16 protein-coding genes and 1 tRNA gene are annotated in these 16,530 nt (G+C 70.2%); 12 read left to right on the top strand and 5 right to left on the bottom strand.

Features of this window, described 5'->3' with window-relative positions:
* Positions 1–5: 5 nt before the first annotated feature.
* Complete coding sequence (locus ABZ478_RS21650; protein ID WP_359552048.1) at positions 6–1,001, bottom strand: SMI1/KNR4 family protein; 996 nt, start codon at positions 999–1,001, stop codon at positions 6–8.
* A 262-nt stretch (positions 1,002–1,263) separates the two neighbouring features.
* Here ABZ478_RS21650 and ABZ478_RS21645 point away from each other — a divergent pair, with 262 nt between their 5' ends.
* Positions 1,264–1,776 carry a YwqJ-related putative deaminase gene (locus ABZ478_RS21645; RefSeq protein ID WP_359551860.1) on the top strand — a complete coding sequence of 171 codons (513 nt, stop codon included), beginning with the start codon at positions 1,264–1,266 and terminating at the stop codon, positions 1,774–1,776.
* A 94-nt stretch (positions 1,777–1,870) separates the two neighbouring features.
* Entirely contained in the window at positions 1,871–2,365 is a 495-nt protein-coding gene (locus ABZ478_RS21640; RefSeq protein WP_359551857.1) for an SUKH-3 domain-containing protein, read from the top strand.
* 142 nt (positions 2,366–2,507) lie between these two features.
* Here the strand turns inward: ABZ478_RS21640 and ABZ478_RS21635 are convergent, their stop codons facing one another.
* Positions 2,508–3,806 carry a histidine kinase gene (locus tag ABZ478_RS21635; RefSeq protein ID WP_359551854.1) on the bottom strand — a complete coding sequence of 433 codons (1,299 nt, stop codon included), beginning with the start codon at positions 3,804–3,806 and terminating at the stop codon, positions 2,508–2,510.
* 166 nt (positions 3,807–3,972) lie between these two features.
* On the opposite strand from ABZ478_RS21635, the gene ABZ478_RS21630 reads away from it, so the two are divergent.
* The 8 genes from ABZ478_RS21630 (at position 3,973) to ABZ478_RS21595 (ending at position 10,513) form a co-directional block, all read left to right on the top strand.
* Entirely contained in the window at positions 3,973–4,863 is an 891-nt protein-coding gene (locus ABZ478_RS21630) for a helix-turn-helix domain-containing protein (RefSeq protein ID WP_359551852.1), read from the top strand.
* A gap of 7 nt (positions 4,864–4,870) precedes the next feature.
* Positions 4,871–4,946: transfer RNA gene (locus ABZ478_RS21625), tRNA-Gln, on the top strand.
* Positions 4,947–5,077: 131 nt separating this feature from the next.
* Positions 5,078–6,526, top strand: a complete 1,449-nt coding sequence (gene glmU, locus ABZ478_RS21620) for a bifunctional UDP-N-acetylglucosamine diphosphorylase/glucosamine-1-phosphate N-acetyltransferase GlmU (protein WP_359551849.1) — start codon at positions 5,078–5,080, stop codon at positions 6,524–6,526.
* A 141-nt stretch (positions 6,527–6,667) separates the two neighbouring features.
* Complete coding sequence (locus ABZ478_RS21615) at positions 6,668–7,648, top strand: ribose-phosphate diphosphokinase (protein ID WP_359551846.1); 981 nt, start codon at positions 6,668–6,670, stop codon at positions 7,646–7,648.
* A 204-nt stretch (positions 7,649–7,852) separates the two neighbouring features.
* Positions 7,853–8,452, top strand: coding sequence for a 50S ribosomal protein L25/general stress protein Ctc (locus ABZ478_RS21610; RefSeq protein WP_359551843.1), 600 nt, complete (start codon positions 7,853–7,855; stop codon positions 8,450–8,452).
* Between the two features lie 70 nt (positions 8,453–8,522).
* The gene (gene pth / locus ABZ478_RS21605) at positions 8,523–9,125 is read left to right on the top strand and encodes an aminoacyl-tRNA hydrolase (RefSeq protein WP_359551841.1); all 603 of its coding nucleotides are present in this window, start codon (positions 8,523–8,525) and stop codon (positions 9,123–9,125) included.
* 52 nt (positions 9,126–9,177) lie between these two features.
* Positions 9,178–9,681 (top strand): hypothetical protein, encoded by a 504-nt coding sequence (locus tag ABZ478_RS21600; protein WP_359551839.1) that lies wholly within the window; start codon positions 9,178–9,180, stop codon positions 9,679–9,681.
* Positions 9,682–9,817: 136 nt separating this feature from the next.
* A complete protein-coding gene (locus tag ABZ478_RS21595) occupies positions 9,818–10,513 on the top strand; it encodes a hypothetical protein (RefSeq protein WP_359551836.1) in 696 nt (231 codons plus the stop codon).
* A gap of 71 nt (positions 10,514–10,584) precedes the next feature.
* Here ABZ478_RS21595 and ppc read toward each other — a convergent pair whose 3' ends face one another.
* A complete protein-coding gene (ppc, locus tag ABZ478_RS21590) occupies positions 10,585–13,317 on the bottom strand; it encodes a phosphoenolpyruvate carboxylase (protein ID WP_359551833.1) in 2,733 nt (910 codons plus the stop codon).
* A 304-nt stretch (positions 13,318–13,621) separates the two neighbouring features.
* Here ppc and ABZ478_RS21585 point away from each other — a divergent pair, with 304 nt between their 5' ends.
* Both ABZ478_RS21585 and ABZ478_RS21580 read left to right on the top strand, forming a co-directional pair.
* Positions 13,622–14,629, top strand: a complete 1,008-nt coding sequence (locus tag ABZ478_RS21585) for a fatty acid desaturase (protein WP_359551830.1) — start codon at positions 13,622–13,624, stop codon at positions 14,627–14,629.
* The gene (locus ABZ478_RS21580) at positions 14,626–15,303 is read left to right on the top strand and encodes a TetR/AcrR family transcriptional regulator (RefSeq protein ID WP_358928813.1); all 678 of its coding nucleotides are present in this window, start codon (positions 14,626–14,628) and stop codon (positions 15,301–15,303) included. The genes ABZ478_RS21585 and ABZ478_RS21580 overlap by 4 nt, the downstream gene beginning before the upstream one ends.
* Here ABZ478_RS21580 and ABZ478_RS21575 read toward each other — a convergent pair.
* Both ABZ478_RS21575 and ABZ478_RS21570 read right to left on the bottom strand, forming a co-directional pair.
* A complete protein-coding gene (locus ABZ478_RS21575) occupies positions 15,300–15,671 on the bottom strand; it encodes a VOC family protein (RefSeq protein ID WP_359551827.1) in 372 nt (123 codons plus the stop codon). The two genes, ABZ478_RS21580 and ABZ478_RS21575, sit on opposite strands and share 4 nt — an antisense overlap.
* Positions 15,672–15,674: 3 nt before the next feature.
* Complete coding sequence (locus tag ABZ478_RS21570; RefSeq protein ID WP_359551824.1) at positions 15,675–16,490, bottom strand: trans-aconitate 2-methyltransferase; 816 nt, start codon at positions 16,488–16,490, stop codon at positions 15,675–15,677.
* Positions 16,491–16,530 lie beyond the last annotated feature (40 nt).

Genomic DNA, 16,530 nt, shown 5'->3' with positions numbered 1-16,530 from the left:
GCAGCTCACTCCCCCACCGGCACGGAAGACACCGGAACGGCACGCGCGAAACCGCCGTCCACCATCAGACTCGCCACCGTCTCCAACTCCGGCGGATTGCCCGCCAGCCGCGACAGGAACGCGTCGAAGTCGTCACCGCACGGCAGCAGCAACCGCTCCACCCGCTCCGCCGGCGACCACGACGCGTCCACGTCCCGCGCGTCGTCGTACGCGCAGAACCACACCGAACCGAGCCGCTCACCGCGCACCTTCACCGCGAGCAGACCACCCTGCACGAAACCGACGCCCAGGTAGTCCTTCGTCAGATGGTCACGCAGACACTTGTTGACGTACACCAGGTCGTTGACCGCGGCCTCGTCCCGCACCGTGAAGAACGGCTGGTCCAGCAACAGCCCCAGCTCGGCGTCCAGCGCGGCACCCACCGGCGCACAGCCGCCCGCCGCCTTCAGGAACGACCGGTACGCGCCCGGAAGGCGATACCCCAGCTCCTCCTCCACGCCCTGCACCTGCGACTCCGTCACCGCCACACCCGACTTCGGCAGCCCGAAGTGCGCCGGACGCGTCTCCTGCAACGGGCGCGTACCACGCTTGCCGTGATCCACCCGCGTCGTCGCCACCCCGCCGTGATGCCGCAGCAGCGCCTTCACATCGACCGGAACCAGCTCCAGCCGCCGCGAACCCACCACGTGATGCCACGTCCAGCCGTGCGGCGTCGCCACATCCGGCACCGTGTCCCACAACTCGTGCCCCGCCGCGGCCGACGCCGCGTTCGCCGACACATAGTCCGTCAGCCGAAGCTCGTCGACCCCGAAACCCTCCGGCGGATCGGCGATCTCCGCCGCCGCGCGCGCGTACGCAGAGAAATCCGGGTAACCATGCTCATCGACCCGTACCCCTCTCGGGTGACGTGCCGCCCGAACCGGATCCGGGAAGTGCACGACCTGCCCGGCATATGCCGCGTTCGGCGGCGCGGCTTGTTGCCCGAGCCGACCTGTCGTCATGGCGGTTGCCCCCTGCGGCGTTCTCTCTGGCCTGAACGGCGGTGTCGATCGCGGATGCCGACAGCCTAAGCGGTACGCGCACACCGGTCACCGGCCCGCCGCCCCACCCCGCCACATCCCGCCCCCACTTCCGTGACCAGCCGTCACCCCAACGTGACGGCATAACCCGACCCGGGCGTGTCGCGCCGCCCCAGCTTCCGCACCAGCCACGGCATTTGGCACTCTGTGTCCTTCGGGGCACACCCGGGGAGGGAAAACGCACATGAACGCGATGCAGACCGGAGGAACCGACGTGCGGGCCGGCGACCCGCGCATCGGCTGGAGCGGCACCCCCACACCCCCCGCCCCCGCCCTCCACCACCGCCGCGACGGCATCCTCCCCACCATCGCCGCCGCCCTCTCCGTCCGCGGCACCACCCTCACCGGCACCGCCGCCCGCGGCGACCAGCCCCCCGCCCTGCACCCCCTCGTACAGGACTTCCTCGACACCCTCACCAGCGCCCAGCGCGACCGCTTCACCGGCCGCTGCGCCGAGACCATCCTCATCTCCCGGCACATCACCGCCGCCGACGCCGCCCGCAGCAAGCGCGCCGCCCGCAAACCCATGACCAACGGCGAAGCCCGCAAAGTCCTCAAACAGGCCAAACTCACCACCCGCCGTATACGCGAGGACGGCGACCCCCTCCACGGGAACTTCGCCACCCCCTGCCGCGCCTGCACCGCCCTGAGCGCCCACTTCGGCGTCCGCGTCGTCGACCCCGCCGCCGACGACTGAGCCCCCGGAACCCCGCACGACGAGAACACCTCGCACCACCCGCACCACCGCACCACCGCACCACCGCACCACCCGCACGACGATCGAAGGGCAGATGCACCCCGACCGCACCTCCACCACCCGCTTCCCCGTCCCCGTCGACGCCGCCCTCCGCGCCGCCGGCTGGCAACCCGGGCGCTGGGACATAAAGCAAGCGGAGTACTGGGCCGACACCCTGCGCGAGCACACCTCACCCGCCGGACACCAGCACACCGTCTTCCCCGCGGCCGTCGAAGCCTGGGCCGAGTTCGGCGGACTGCACATCACCCCCACCGGCCCCGGCCGCCAGGTCGCCCCCGCGACCGTGCACCTCGACCCCCTGCACGGCCTCCACCTCGCCCGCACCCTCGGCGACCTCGGCCGCGCCCTCGGCACCGAGGTCACCCCCCTCGGCGAGGAGACCGACACCTCCGCCCTCCTCGCCATCGACACCGAAGGCCGCGTCTACGCCCTCGACCACACCGGCGACTGGTACCTCGGCCCCGACATCGACCAGGCCCTGTCGACCCTCGTCGCCGGCGCCATACCCGCCCGCCTCACCACCGCCTGACACCGGACACCAGACACCGCCCGGCACCCGGGCACGCCGATCACCGAGATCACAGGGACCACCGGGACCACCGGGACCACCGGCAGCACCCGACTCGGCCGAGGACGGCGACACCCGACACACACCACGCCGGCCGCACCCCTCACACCGCCGGAATCACCGCCGACACCCGGAAACCCCCCACATCCGTCGGCCCCGACACGAACACCCCGCCCAGCGCCAGCACCCGCTCCCGCATCCCCACCAGACCGTTACCACCCGACGGCAGCCCCGCCGCCGACGCGGACCCCGGCTCCGGCGGCGGCCCGTTCTCCACCTGCATCGCGATCTCCCCACCCCGATGCGCGAGCCGCACATACGTCTTCGCGCCCCCCGCGTGCTTGTGCACGTTCGTCAGCGCCTCCTGCACCACCCGGTACGCCGTCTGCTCCACCTCCGCCGCATACGACCGCACCTCCCCCTCCACCGACAGATCGACCGCCATCCCCGCCGCGGCCGACTGCCCCACCAACTCCTCCAGCTCCGACAGACACGGCCCCTCCTCCTCGGCCACCCCGGCCGCCCGCGCCGCGGCCACCCCCACCGCCGCCAACGGCACCGCAGCCGCCCGCCGCCCCGCGTCCTCCCCGGCCCGCAGCACCCCGAGCATCTCCCGCAGCTCCGTCAGCGCCTGCCGCCCCATGTCCCCCACCAGCGCGGCGTTCCGCGCCGCCTTCTCCGGATCCTTCCGCGCCACCGCCTGCAACGCCGCCGCGTGCACCACCATCAGACTCACCCGGTGCGCGACCACGTCGTGCATCTCCCGCGCGATCCGCGTCCGCTCCTCGTTGCGCGCCCACTGGGCCCGCTCCTCCGCCCGCTCCGCGAGCAACTGGAGCTCCCGCTCCAGCGAGTCCGCCCGCTCCCGCAGACTCTCCATCAACCGGCGCCGCGCACCCACGTACAGACCGAGCAGCACCGGCGGAGCCGTCAGCCCCAGCGACGTCGTGATCGAGGCGAACGGCACGAACCAGTCGCCCAGCGTCAGATCACCCCGCGCCATGTCCTGCCGCACCCGCACGAACGTCACGATCATCGTGCCCACCAGCGACATCCCCGCCAGCGCCACGATGATCCGCCGCGGCAGCTCGCACGCCGCCAGCGTGTACAGCCCCACGATGCCCATCAGGAAGCCCATCTGGGCCGGCGTGATCGCGATCGCGACCAGCACGACGGCGATCGGCCACTTCCTGCGCACCAGCAGCACCGAGCCGGCGACCAACCCGAACACGATCCCCACCGACACCGGGACACCCGCGTCCCGGGCGAACGGAATCCCCTCCGCACCGCACTCCACGGCCGACACCAGCGCGAGACTCCCGTCGAGCACCGCACTGCGCCACCTGGCCCACCACCACGGGCCGGTCAGGGCCCTGGTGCGCTCTTCCCCCGTCGTGGTCATGCCTCCAGCCTACGGGCGGCGGCCGTGCCATTTCCGGTGACTTTCACCTACCTCCACACACCACACTCCGTAATCGAATGGCACCTGAACCCGCCGGAATCCCTCGAACAGCTGAACCCCACCCGTTCGACCCCGGAGCCGATCATTCCGCCCGGACGGTATGCCTATGACACATTCACCGGGCAGGTACGGCAGGTACGAGGACTTCGAAACGTTGCGGAAGCGAGCGGTCGCACTGCGCCGGGAGGGGCACAGCCTCCGGCAGATCCGCGACGAGCTGAAGGTCTTCAACAACGACATCCTCAACCAGCTCGTGAAGGGCGAACCGCCCCCGGAATGGACGAAACGCCCGAACGCCAAGGACGACCTCCGGGAGAAGGCCCGGGAACTGCGCCTCCAGGGGTGGACTTACGACCGGATCCAGGCGGCGCTGGGCTGCTCCAGGAGCTCGGTCTCGTTGTGGGTGCGGGACCTGCCGAGGCCGACTCCGCGCTACACACCGGAGGAGCAACAGGAGCTGATGCGTGCGGGGCTGGCACACAAATACGCAGCCGTGGACCGCGAGCGTGAAGCAACGAAGCGGGCAGCGGCCGGCTCGGTCGGCAAGCTGTCCGAACGGGATCTGTTCCTGACAGGCGTCGCTCTCTACTGGGCAGAGGGCGCGAAGGACAAGCCGTATGCCCGGCGCGAGAACGTACAGTTCGTCAACAGCGATCCAGGCGTGATCCGGGTCTATCTCGCCTGGCTGGATCTGCTCGGCGTCGAGCCCGACCGGCGCCGGTGCCGTCTCATGATCCACGCGACAGGTGACGTCGAGGGCGCCATCCAGTACTGGGCCGACCTCGTGGGCGTCGGAGCCGACACCTTCCAGCGGACGACCATCAAGAAGCACAACCCGAAGACCGTCCGCAAGAATGTGGGCGAGGACTACCGGGGCTGTCTTGTGATCAGCGTTCTACAGGGGGCAGAGCTGTACCGTCGCATCGACGGCTGGTGGAGAGGCATCGTGGACGGTGTCTCCGGGATCACGGCACCGCCCTCCTCGGGTATGGTCTGAGGCGCTGTCCCCCGTGGTGTAACTGGCAGCACACAGGTTTTTGGTACCTGCAGGACAAGGTTCGAATCCTTGCGGGGGAGCCACAGCACACAAGATCCAGGTTCGGGCCCTGACCGGTGACAGCACCGTCAGGGCCCGCACTCATATCCGCCACAAGTCCCCCCGGTATCCTGCGGCTGTCACCCCCACCGATCCAGAGCCGAAGGGCAACCCCGTGAGCGCCATTCGCCCGGCAGCCGTCGTCGTTCTTGCAGCGGGTGAGGGCACCCGTATGAAGTCGGCCACACCTAAGGTCCTGCACCAGATCTGCGGCCGTTCCCTCGTGGGCCATGTGCTGGCCGCCGCCCGTGAATTGGATCCGGCGAACCTGGTCGTCGTCGTGGGGCACGCCCGTGAGCAGGTCGCCGCGCACCTGGGTGAGATCGACCCCGGCGTCCGCACGGCCGTGCAGGAGCAGCAGAACGGCACCGGGCACGCGGTGCGGATGGGGCTCGAGGAGCTGGGCGGGCCGGTCGAGGGGACCGTGGTCGTGGTGTGCGGGGACACTCCGCTGCTGACCGCGGACACGCTGCGGCGGCTCGCGGAGACCCATGCCGCCGACGGCAACGCGGTGACGGTCCTGACGGCGGAGGTTCCGGACGCGACCGGTTACGGCCGGATCGTGCGCGACGAGGCGTCGGGTGCGGTGACGGCGATCGTGGAGCACAAGGACGCGTCGGACGCCCAGCGGTCGATCCGGGAGATCAACAGCGGGGTGTTCGCGTTCGACGGGCGGCTGCTGGCGGACGCGCTGAAGAAGGTGCGGACGGACAACAGTCAGGGCGAGGAGTACCTGACGGACGTGCTCGGGATCCTGCGTGAGGCGGGGCACCGGGTGGGTGCGTCGGTGGCCGGTGATCACCGTGAGATCGCGGGGATCAACAACCGGGTGCAGCTCGCGGAGGCGCGTCGCATCCTGAACGACCGTCTGCTGACGCTGGCGATGCTGGACGGTGTGACGGTCGTGGATCCGGCGTCGACGTGGGTGGACGTGACGGTGACGTTCGAGCGGGACTCGGTGGTGTATCCGAACACGCTGCTGTCGGGTGCGACGCTGGTCGGTGAGGGTGCCGAGGTGGGTCCGAACAGCCGGCTGAACGACACCCGTGTGGGTGCGGGTGCGCGGGTGGACAACACGGTGTCGGACGGTGCGCGGATCGGTGCGGGGGCGTCGGTGGGTCCGTACGCGTATCTGCGGCCCGGTACGCGTCTCGGTGCGAAGGCCAAGATCGGTACGTACGTGGAGACGAAGAACTCGTCGATCGGTGAGGGGACGAAGGTTCCGCATCTGTCGTACGTCGGTGATGCGACGATCGGTGATTTCTCGAACATCGGTGCGGCGAGTGTGTTCGTGAACTACGACGGGGAGAGCAAGCACCACACGACCGTCGGGTCGCACTGCAAGACGGGGTCGGACAACATGTTTGTGGCTCCTGTCACGGTCGGGGACGGTGCTTACACCGCTGCCGGGTCCGTGATCACGAAGGATGTGCCGCCCGGTTCGCTGGCCGTGGCCCGTGGTCAGCAGCGGAATATCGAGGGTTGGGTGGCTCGTAAGCGTCCTGGGAGCGCGGCCGCGAAGGCGGCCGAGGCGGCGTCCCGGCAGGGCCCTGACGAGGACTGACGGGAAACGAGTGCGTCGAACACGGCGTACCGTGACAAGTGGACAACCGCACCCCTACCAGCTGATTCGGCCTCTCGCGCCGAGCCGAGTGGTGGCTTGAGCAGCCGGCTGGCTTTTAGAGACCTCTGAGGAGACTGTGCTGTGACCGGGATCAAGACGACCGGCGAGAAGAAGATGATGTTCTTCTCCGGCCGCGCCCACCCCGAGCTTGCCGAGGAGGTCGCCCAGCAGCTGGGTGTCGGGGTTGTCCCGACGAAGGCCTTCGACTTCGCCAACGGCGAGATCTATGTGCGTTACCAGGAGTCGGCGCGCGGCGCCGACTGCTTCCTGATCCAGAGCCACACGGCGCCGATCAACAAGTGGATCATGGAGCAGCTCATCATGATCGACGCGTTGAAGCGTGCGTCGGCTCGTTCCATCACGGTGATCGTGCCGTTCTACGGTTACGCGCGGCAGGACAAGAAGCACCGGGGTCGTGAACCGATCTCGGCGCGTCTGATCGCGGATCTGATGAAGACCGCGGGTGCGGACCGGATTCTGACCGTGGATCTGCACACGGACCAGATCCAGGGCTTCTTCGACGGTCCGGTGGATCACCTGTTCGCGCTGCCGCTGCTGGCGGACTACGTGGGCGGCAAGGTGGACCGGCAGAAGCTGACGGTCGTGTCGCCGGACGCGGGCCGGGTGCGGGTGGCGGACCGTTGGTGCGACCGGCTGGGCGCGCCGCTGGCCATCGTGCACAAGCGGCGGGACAAGGACGTGGCGAACCGGGTCACGGTGCACGAGGTCGTCGGTGATGTGAAGGGCCGTATCTGTGTCCTGGTGGACGACATGATCGACACCGGTGGCACGATCTGTGCGGCGGCGGACGCTCTGTTCGCGCACGGTGCGGAGGACGTCATCGTGACGGCGACGCACGGTGTGCTGTCCGGTCCGGCGGCGGACCGGCTGAAGAACTCGCGGGTGAGTGAGTTCGTGTTCACGAACACGCTGCCGACGCCGGGTGAGCTGGCGGGGGATCTGGACAAGATCAAGGTTCTGTCGATCGCTCCGACGATCGCGAGTGCGGTGCGTGAGGTGTTCGAGGACGGGTCGGTGACCAGTCTCTTCGACGAGCAGTGAGGTTTCTGCAGTTCGCCTTCGCGGGCTAGCTGAAGATCCTTTTGGAGGCGGCCTCCCCTGCCGAGTAGACTGCTGCAGTTGCTCGGCGAGGGAGGCCGTTCCCGTTTTCACGGGGTACGGCGATCCGTTATCGACGCGCTCTTCGTAGCAGGCCGTTCGTGGCCGGGTGACCACGTCCGTCTCTGTTTTCGAGGAGTGATCAGCATGTCCGAGGTGAAGCTCACCGCCGCCACGCGCAGCGAGTTCGGCAAGGGTGCCGCCCGTCGTATCCGTCGTGAGGACAAGGTTCCCGGTGTCCTGTACGGCCACGGTTCCGAGCCGCTGCACCTGACCCTGCCGGGCCACGAGCTGCTGCTGGCGCTGCGTACGCCGAACGTCCTGATCTCGCTGGACATCGACGGCAAGACCAACGAGCTGGCGATCCCGAAGTCCGTGCAGCGTGACCCGATCAAGGGCTTCCTGGAGCACGTCGACCTGCTGCTGGTCAAGCGCGGCGAGAAGGTCACGGTCGAGATCCCGGTGCAGACCGAGGGCGAGCTGGCCCCGGGCGGCAACCTGCTCGAGCACGTGCTGAACGCGCTGCCGGTCGAGGCCGAGGCCACGCACATCCCCGAGGCCGTCACCGTCTCCGTCGAGGGCCTGCAGGCCGGTGCCTCCATCCACGCCAAGGACATCACCCTGCCGTCCGGCGTGACCCTGGCCGTCGAGGAGGACGCTGTCGTCCTGCAGGTCCTGGCCGCGCAGGCCGAGGAGGCCGTGGAGGGCGAGGAGACCGAGGGCGCCGAAGAGGTCGCCGAGGCCTGATCCTCGTAGTCGTCGTTTCGTCAGCCGCTGTTCCCCGTGGGGGACGGCGGCTGGCGCGTATCAAGGAGACATGGACGTGAGCACTCCCGCAGGTGCCCCCTGGCTGATCGTGGGGCTCGGCAATCCCGGGCCGGAGTACGCCATGAACCGGCACAACGTCGGTTTCATGGTGGTGGACCTGCTCGCCGGGCGGATCGGGGGGAAGTTCAAGCGGGCGGGCAAGGCGCAGGCGCAGGTGCTGGAGGGGCGGATCGGTCCGGTGGGGCCGGCGAACCGCCGGGTGATCCTGGCGAAGCCGATGTCGTACATGAATCTGTCGGGTGGTCCGGTGAACGCGTTGCGGGACTTCTACAAGGTGCCGCCGGCGAACGTCGTCGCGGTGCACGACGAGCTGGACATCGACTACGGGGTGCTGCGGCTGAAGCTGGGCGGCGGGGACAACGGGCACAACGGTCTGAAGTCGATGACGAAGGCGATGAGTGCGGACTACCACCGGGTGCGGTTCGGGATCGGCCGGCCGCCGGGGCGGATGCAGGTGGCGGACTTCGTGCTGAAGGACTTCTCGTCGTCGGAGCGCAAGGAGCTGGACTACTTCGTGGACCGGGCGGCGGATGCGGTGGAGTGTCTGGTGACGGAGGGTCTGGAGCGGGCGCAGAGCACCTACAACTCCTGACTTGTCGGGTCTTGACCCGCCCCGGAGTTGACCGGCAGTAGGGGTATGGCCAATGATCCCCGCCATGCCTGCCTCAGCCACCACCGCCCGCCAGGCCTCCGTGACCGCGTTGCGGTTCGGGCGGGTCGCGGCGATGGGCGCCATCGCCGCGCTGATCCTTTTCGCGGGGGTGTGGGGTTCCTGGGGCACCGCGCAGCACGTGATGCTGACCAAGGGGCGTGAGCGGGGCACGATGCGGGTGGCGGAGTGCGCGGGGGACGTCTGCTCCGGTCCGTTCACGCCGGCCTCCGCGGGTGCCGGGGCGCGCGCGCACGTGGAGATCGAGCGGACGGTCGCGGTGCGCAAGGGGCGGACGTACGACGTGGTGGTGAAGCCGGGGTCGGCCGAGGTGGTGCGGTCGGGTCCGGCGGGTGTGCTGTACGCGTGGGTGCCGTTCGGCGGGGCGTTGCTGCTGGCGTCGGTCGTGGTGGCCGGCGGGATGCGGTGGATCCGGGTGGCGTGGGCGCTGGCCGGAGCGGGGGCGGCGCTGCTGACGGCGGCGTTCGTGTCGCTGTGACGGTGTTGGGGCGTTCTTCACGTGTGTAGGGGACTTGTGTGTTGTCCGTTCGTGATTGACCGGGCACCCGGCCGGGCCGGAAGCTGAACCGCCCCCTCCACATCTTCCCGTCCCTGTCGCGTAGATGGACTGCCCTATGCCCACCCTCATTCGCGTCGGCGCTCTGACCGCCGTCGCCTCGGCGGCGCTGTTCGCCGTCCCCGCCGCCGCTCACGCCACCGCTCCCGGTGACAACGGCACTGTGAAGATCCACGATGCCCGGACCGGCGAGGAGCCGCGCCGCAACGAGCCGCACGTGTGCACGTTCTACCTGGACGCCTTCGGCTTCGACGGCGTGCAGCGGGTCGACTGGCACATCGAGGCCTGGGCGCCGACGGCGTCCGTGAAGGGCGAGACGGTGAAGTCCGGCGCGCTCACGCTGGACACCGGCGGTCACGGCCGCACGGAGGACCTGTCGCTGCCGGACGGTCACTACAAGCTGTTCTGGAACTTCGAGGGCGAGAAGGGCGCGGCGAAGCACAAGGTGTTCTGGACGGACTGCGCCGGCTCCGAGGGGGGCGCGGGCGCGCCGTCCGGTTCGGCGTCGCCGTCCGCTTCGGCGCCGGGCTCCTCGTCCGCCGCTTCGCCGTCGTCCTCGTCCGGCTCGGTGCCGGGTGCGCCTGCGTCCGGTTCGCCGTCCCCGGCAGTGTCCTCGTCGCCGTCCGCCCAGGGTGCCGGTGGCGACCTGGCGGAGACGGGCAACGGTGCTCCGGTGGGCCTGCTGTCGGCCGCCGCTGCGGTGCTGGTCGGCGCGGGTGGCTATCTGGTGGCCCGGCGGGTGCGGCGCGGCTGAGCCGGCTGATACGGACGGGTGCCCCCGTGGTCGTGCGACCGCGGGGGCACCCGTGTGTGCGGTGGGGGCTGTCAGCCGGTGTTGCGCAGGCCCGCCGCCACGCCGTTGACGGTGAGGAGCAGGGCGCGGGCGAGCAGCGGGTCGGCGGTGGCGTCGGCGGCGGCCGCGTCGCGGTGGCGCTTGAGCAGAGCGACCTGGAGGTAGGAGATCGGGTCGAGGTAGGCGTCGCGGATGGCGAAGGTCTGCTTGAGGACGGGGGCGGCGTCGAGGAGTTCGTCCTCGCCGGTGATCTTGAGGACCTCGCGGACGGTCAGCTCGTGTTCGGCCTTGATGGTGTCGAACACGTGCTTGAGCTCGTCGGGGACGAGGGTGTCGACGTAGTGCTGGGCGATCCGCAGGTCGGTCTTGGCGAGGGTCATCTCGACGTTGGAGACGAAGTTGCGGAAGAAGTGCCACTGCTCGTGCATCTCGTCCAGGACGGTGTCGAGACCGGCCTCGCGCAGGGCCTTGAGGCCGGAGCCGACGCCGAACCAGCCGGGGACGATCTGGCGGGACTGGGTCCAGCCGAAGACCCACGGGATGGCGCGCAGTCCGTCGAGCGAGACGCCCGAGCCGGGGCGGCGGGAGGGCCGCGAGCCCAGGTGCAGGTCGGCGAGCTGGTCGACCGGCGTGGAGGCGAGGAAGTACGTCGGCAGGTCGGGGTCCTCGACGAGTTCGCGGTAGGCGGCGTGGGCGGCGTCGGAGACGACGTCCATGGCGGCGTCCCAGCGGGCGAGGGCCTCGTCGGACTGGCGGGGCGCGGTGTGCAGGGCGGAGGCCTGCAGGGTGGCCGCGACGGTCAGTTCCAGGTTCTCGCGGGCGAGGGAGGGGATGAGGTACTTGTCGGAGATGACCTCGCCCTGTTCGGTGACCTTGATCTCGCCCTCGAGGGTGCCCCAGGGCTGGGCGAGGATGGCGTCGTGGGACGGGCCGCCGCCGCGGCCGACGGTGCCGCCGCGGCCGTGGAAGAGGCGCAGCCGCACGCCGTAGCGGTGGGCGACGTCGCGCAGCCGGCGCTGGGCGCGGTGGATCTCCCACTGGCTGGTGGTGATGCCGCCGAACTTCGAGGAGTCGGAGTAGCCGAGCATGACCTCCTGGACGTCGCCGCGCAGCGCGACCAGGCGCCGGTAGGACGGGTCGGAGAGCATGTCCTCGAGGATGGTGTCGGCGGCGCGCAGTTCGTCGGTGGTCTCCAGCAGCGGGACGATGCCGATCTTCGCCCAGCCGGCGTGGAGGTCGACGAGGCCGGCCTCGCGGGCGAGGACGGCGGCGGCGAAGACGTCGTCGGCGCCCTGGCACATGGAGATGATGTAGGACTCGATGACCTCGGGTCCGAAGACCTCCAGGGCCTTCTTTACGGTCTGGAAGACGCCGAGGGTCTTGGCGCCGGCGGCGTCGACGGGGGCCGGGGTGGGGGCGAGGGGCCTGCGGGAGCGCAGTTCCTTGGCGAGGAGCCGGGCCCGGTAGTCGCGGGGCATGTCGGCGTAGCGCCAGGACTCCTCGCCGAGGCGGTCGAAGAGCTGACCGAGGGCGTGGTGGTGGGCGTCGGCGTGTTCGCGGACGTCCATGGTGGCGAGCTGGAGGCCGAAGGCGGCGAGGGTGCGGATGGTGCGGGCGAGGCGGCCGTCGGCGAAGAGGGCGCCGCGGTGCTCGCGCAGGGAGGTCTGGATGATGCGGAGGTCGGCGAGGAGTTCGCCGGTGCCGAGGTAGTCGCGGCCGTCCTGGTGGGGGGTGCCGCCCGCGAGGCGCTGCTTGGTGTTCTCCAGCTTCTGCCGGATGCAGGTGGCCTTGAGCCGGTAGGGCTCCTCGGCGTTGAGGCGCTTGTAGCGGGGGCTGATCTCGGGCAGCTGTTCGAGGTCGCTGTTCAGGGACTCCAGCAGTTCCTCGGTGGCTCCGGCGTAGCGGATGGAGTTGGAGAGCAGGCCGCGCAGTTCGTCGATCATCTCCAGGGCGTCGTTGATGCCGTGCTCGTGCTGGAGGATGAGGACGTCCCAGGTCACCTGGGGGGTGACGTTGGGGTTGCCGTCGCGGTCGCCGCCGATCCAGGTGCCGAAGGTGAGGGGGCGGGTGGTGTCGGGCAGCTTGACGCCGACCCGCTCGAGTTCGGCGGTGAGGTCCTCGAGGACGTCACCGACGGCGTCGGCGTGCAGTTCGTCGAGGTAGTAGATGGCGTTGCGGGCCTCGTCGGCGGGTTCGGGGCGGACGACGCGCAGTTCGTCGGTCTGCCAGACGAGGTCGATGTTCTCGGCGAGGCGGATGTCGTGGCGGCGGCGGTCGGAGTCGAGGACGGGGGTGTCCAGGAGCGCGGCGACGCGCCGGAGCTTGTTGAGGACGGACCGGCGCGCGGCCTCGGTGGGGTGCGCGGTGAACACGGGGCGGACGTTGAGGTGCTCGACGGTCTGCCGCAGGTGTTCGGGGTCGGCGTCCTTGAGGCGGTCCGCGGTGCGGGTGAGGAGGCCGCCCTCGGCCGCGCGGCGGGCGCGCAGCTCGCGGCCGCGGTGGACCTGCTCGGTGACGTTGGCGAGGTGGAAGTAGGTGGAGAAGGCTCGTACCAGCTTGGCGGCGGTCTCCAGTTCGGTACCGCGCAGCAGCTCGGCGGCGGCTTCGCCGTCCTCCCGGGTGAGGCGGCGGACCTTTTCGACCAGGTCGAGGAGTTCGGGGCCTTCCTGACGCACGAGGGTCTCGCCCAGGAGGTCACCCAGCCGGCGGATGTCGGCGCGCAGCTCGCTGCTGGTCGTGGTGGTCTGGTCGTCGGCACTGCTCACAGGTGCGGCTCCTTGCAGTGTTGAAGCTCGTCTGGAGGGAACCCGGACGTCCGTCCACCGCGCGGCGGGTGCCGCATACGGGCCGAGGGGTCCGGGAAGGAATCAGAGCGGACCGCGCTGTCCGACCGACTACAAGGATAGGTGTCCACTCGGACGCGCAGGCTCTTGGGCTCTTGCCGCCGAACAGCACGCTGCCATACTTACGACGCCGTAGGTTACGGGACCGTAGGGAAGGTCGCTCCATTCCCGCCCGGTTCCGGCGGCCCGGCATCTGCCACGACCCGAGACCCCACAGGGGACGCGCATGACCTCAAGTTCCGATGTGATCGACGAAGCCCGCAAGGCCAACGACACCTCCATCTCCTCCGCCACGCTGGGCGGTGAGCAGAAGCGTTCGATCGAACAGATCACGCTGCTCCTGTTCATCACGGTGCCGTTCCTGGCACTGGTGGCGGCCGTGCCGCTGGCCTGGGGCTGGGGGGTGAGCTGGCTCGACATGGGCCTGCTGGTGTTCTTCTACTTCCTGGGGTGCCACGGCATCACGATCGGTTTCCACCGGTACTTCACCCATGGCTCGTTCAAGGCGAAGCGGCCCCTGCGGATCGCGCTGGCGATCATGGGGTCGCTGGCGGTCGAGGGGCCGCTGGTGCGCTGGGTGGCCGACCATCGCAAGCACCACAAGTTCTCCGACGCGGAGGGTGACCCGCACTCGCCCTGGCGGTTCGGGGACACGGTCCCGGCGTTGATCAAGGGCCTGTGGTGGGCGCACATCGCCTGGATGTTCGACGAGGAGCAGACCCCGCAGGAGAAGTACGCGCCGGATCTGATCAAGGACCCGGCGCTCCGGGCGATCTCCCGCCAGTTCGTGCTGTGGACGGTCGTGTCCCTGGCGCTTCCGCCGCTGGTCGGCGGGCTGGTGACGATGTCCTGGTGGGGCGCGTTCACCGCGTTCTTCTGGGGTTCGCTCGTCCGGGTGGCGCTGTTGCACCATGTGACGTGGTCGATCAACTCGATCTGCCACGCGGTGGGCAAGCGGCCGTTCAAGTCGCGGGACCGTTCGGGCAACGTGTGGTGGCTGGCGGTGCTGTCGTGCGGGGAGTCCTGGCACAACCTGCACCATGCCGACCCGACGTCGGCGCGGCACGGTGTGATGCGCGGCCAGATCGACTCCTCCGCGCGGTTCATCCGCTGGTTCGAACTGCTCGGCTGGGCGTACGACGTGCGCTGGCCGTCACGCTCGCGTATCGATTCGCGGCGCAACGACGGTGAAGGAGACTCCCGGCTCCGGAAGGAAGCGGCCGAGGCGGCATGATTGACGCCGTGGCGACCGACTCCAGCAGCACTCCGGGCAACGACAAGCAGCGGCGGACCCGCCGGACCCGTATGACCGGCGCCGAGCGTCGCCAGCAGCTGCTGGAGATCGGTCGCACCCTTTTCGCGGCGAAGGGTTTCGAGGGCACGTCGGTGGAGGAGATCGCGGCGAAGGCCGGGGTGTCCAAGCCGGTGGTGTACGAGCACTTCGGCGGCAAGGAGGGGCTGTACGCGGTGGTGGTCGACCGCGAGATGCGGCGGCTGCTGGACATGGTGACCGGCTCGCTGACCGCCGGGCATCCGCGTGAGCTGTGCGAGCAGGCGGCCTTCGCGCTCCTGGACTACATCGAGGAGTACACGGACGGCTTCCGCATCCTGGTCCGCGACTCCCCCATCCCCCAGTCCACGGGGTCCTTCGCCTCCCTCATCTCGGACATCGCCACCCAGGTGGAGGACATCCTGGGGCGCGAGTTCAAGTCCCGCGGCTTCGATCCGAAGCTGGCCCCGCTGTACGCCCAGGCGCTGGTCGGCATGGTCGCGCTGACCGGCCAGTGGTGGCTGGACGTGCGCCGCCCGAAGAAGGCGGAGGTCGCGGCGCACCTGGTGAACCTGGCCTGGCACGGGCTGGACGGCCTGGAGCAGAAGCCGCGGCTGATAGGGCACCGGAAGGCCTAGGCGGTGTCCGGGGTGGGCTCCAGGAACTCCAGTCGGTTGTCGGCCGGGTCCGCGGAGAAGAAGCGCCGGTGGCCCGGCAGGTCGTCGTCCCAGGTGACCGGTGCTCCGTGGGCGGTGAGCCGGGCCGCGTAGGCCTCGATGCCGGTGACCCGCAGTCCCGGGTGGGCCTGCCCGGCAGGCCGGAAGTCCTCCTCGGCGCCCAGGTGCAGGTGGACCGGCCCCGCCCGGAACCAGCAGCCGCCGCGCGCGGCGAGCACCGGCGGCTTGGGGATCTCCGTCATGCCGAGGACGCCGGCGTAGTAGGCCCGCATGGTGTCCTCGGAACCGGGCGGGATGGCGAGCTGGACGTGGTCGAGCGCGGCGAGCATGCCTCACTCCCCCTTCTTCACGGCGACCGCGAACAGCCGGCGGAAGGGCAGGACCGTGCCGTACGGGGCGCTCGGGTAGGCCGCGCGGAGCAGGTCGCGGTACTCGGTGACGAAGGCGTCGCGGGCCTCGGGGTCGTCGGCGAGTGCGGTCAGGGCGGGGCGCAGGCCGGTGCCCTTGACCCAGTCGAGGACGGGGTCCTCGCCGGTCAGGACGTGGAGGTACGTCGTCTGCCAGACGTCGGTCGCGCAGCCGAGGCGGGCGAGGCGGTCCAGGTAGGCGCCGGGGGTGTGCACGGAGTCCTCGGGGCGCAGGACGTCGCCGAGGAGGGGCTTCCAGCGCGGGGTGGCGGCGAGTTCGCGCATCAGGGCGTGCAGCGGGGCGTCGATGTTGTCGGGGACCTGGAAGGCGAGGGTGCCGCCCGGCGTGAGGCCCGCGATCCAGTCGGCGAAGCGGTCGGCGTGGCCCGGCACCCAGTGCAGGGTGGCGTTGGAGACGATCAGGTCGTACGGCTCCCCCGGCGTCCAGGTGCGGACGTCGGCGTGGGCGAAGTCGAGCCGGCCGCCGCCGGCCGTGGGGCCCTCGTGGTCGACGTGCGCCTTGTCGAGCATCTCGGGCGAGTTGTCGTAGCCGGTGATGTGGGCGGTGGGCCAGCGTCCGGCGAGCAGGGTGGTGACGTTGCCGGGGCCGCAGCCGAGGTCTGCGACGCGGGGCCGGTGGGAGGGGAGGTCCGGGACGCGGGCGAGGAGGTCGGCGAAGGGGCGGGCGCGGTGGCCGGCGTGGCGGAGGTACTGGGCGGGATCCCAGGTGGGTGTCGTCATGCCGTTCACTCTCCCGAGAGAACTGTCTTGATGTCAAGAG

The sequence above is a fragment of the Streptomyces sp. NPDC005706 genome (genome assembly GCF_040631045.1).
In the GTDB taxonomy this organism is placed as follows: Bacteria; Actinomycetota; Actinomycetes; order Streptomycetales; family Streptomycetaceae; genus Streptomyces.
Note: the sequence above shows the minus strand (reverse complement) of the source record. Positions and strands in the feature narration are given on the sequence as shown.